General features: G+C 64.3%; 1 protein-coding gene. It reads left to right on the forward strand.

Features of this window, described 5'->3' with window-relative positions; translation table 11 throughout:
- Positions 1-659 (forward strand): Ig-like domain-containing protein (locus IR141_RS12665; protein WP_209304442.1); only part of this gene is annotated, 659 nt, incomplete at both ends.

Genomic DNA, 659 nt, shown 5'->3' on the forward strand with positions numbered 1-659 from the left:
CCACCGCCCCGATGATCAGCGTAGACGCGCCGGACAACAGCAGCGACAACACCCCGACCATCAGCGGCAAAACCGATGCGCCCGCCGGTTCGGTGGTAACCGTAGTGGTAACCGGTTCGGACGGCCAAAGCCAAACCGTTACCACCACCGTCAAGGCAGACGGCAGCTACAGCGTAGACGTGCCCAAAGCCCTGCCCGACGGCGGCTACACCGCCGAAGCTTCGGTGAAAGACCCCGCCGGCAACGAAGGCAGAGCCAAAGACAACGGCTCGGTCGACACCACCGCCCCGATGATCAGCGTAGACGCGCCGGACAACAGCAGCGACAACACCCCGACCATCAGCGGCAAAACCGATGCGCCCGCCGGTTCGGTGGTAACCGTAGTGGTAACCGGTTCGGACGGCCAGAGCCAAACCGTTACCACCACCGTCAAGGCAGACGGCAGCTACAGCGTAGACGTGCCCAAAGCCCTGCCCGACGGCGGCTACACCGCCGAAGCTTCGGTGAAAGATCCCGCCGGCAACGAAGGCAAAGCCAAAGACAACGGCTCGGTCGACACCACCGCCCCGATGATCAGCGTAGACGCGCCGGACAACAGCAGCGACAACACCCCGACCATCAGCGGCAAAACCGATGCGCCCGCCGGTTCGGTGGTAACC

Origin of the sequence: Neisseria sp. 19428wB4_WF04 (genome assembly GCF_015235335.1) — a bacterium.
GTDB classification, from domain to species: domain Bacteria; phylum Pseudomonadota; class Gammaproteobacteria; order Burkholderiales; family Neisseriaceae; genus Neisseria; species Neisseria musculi.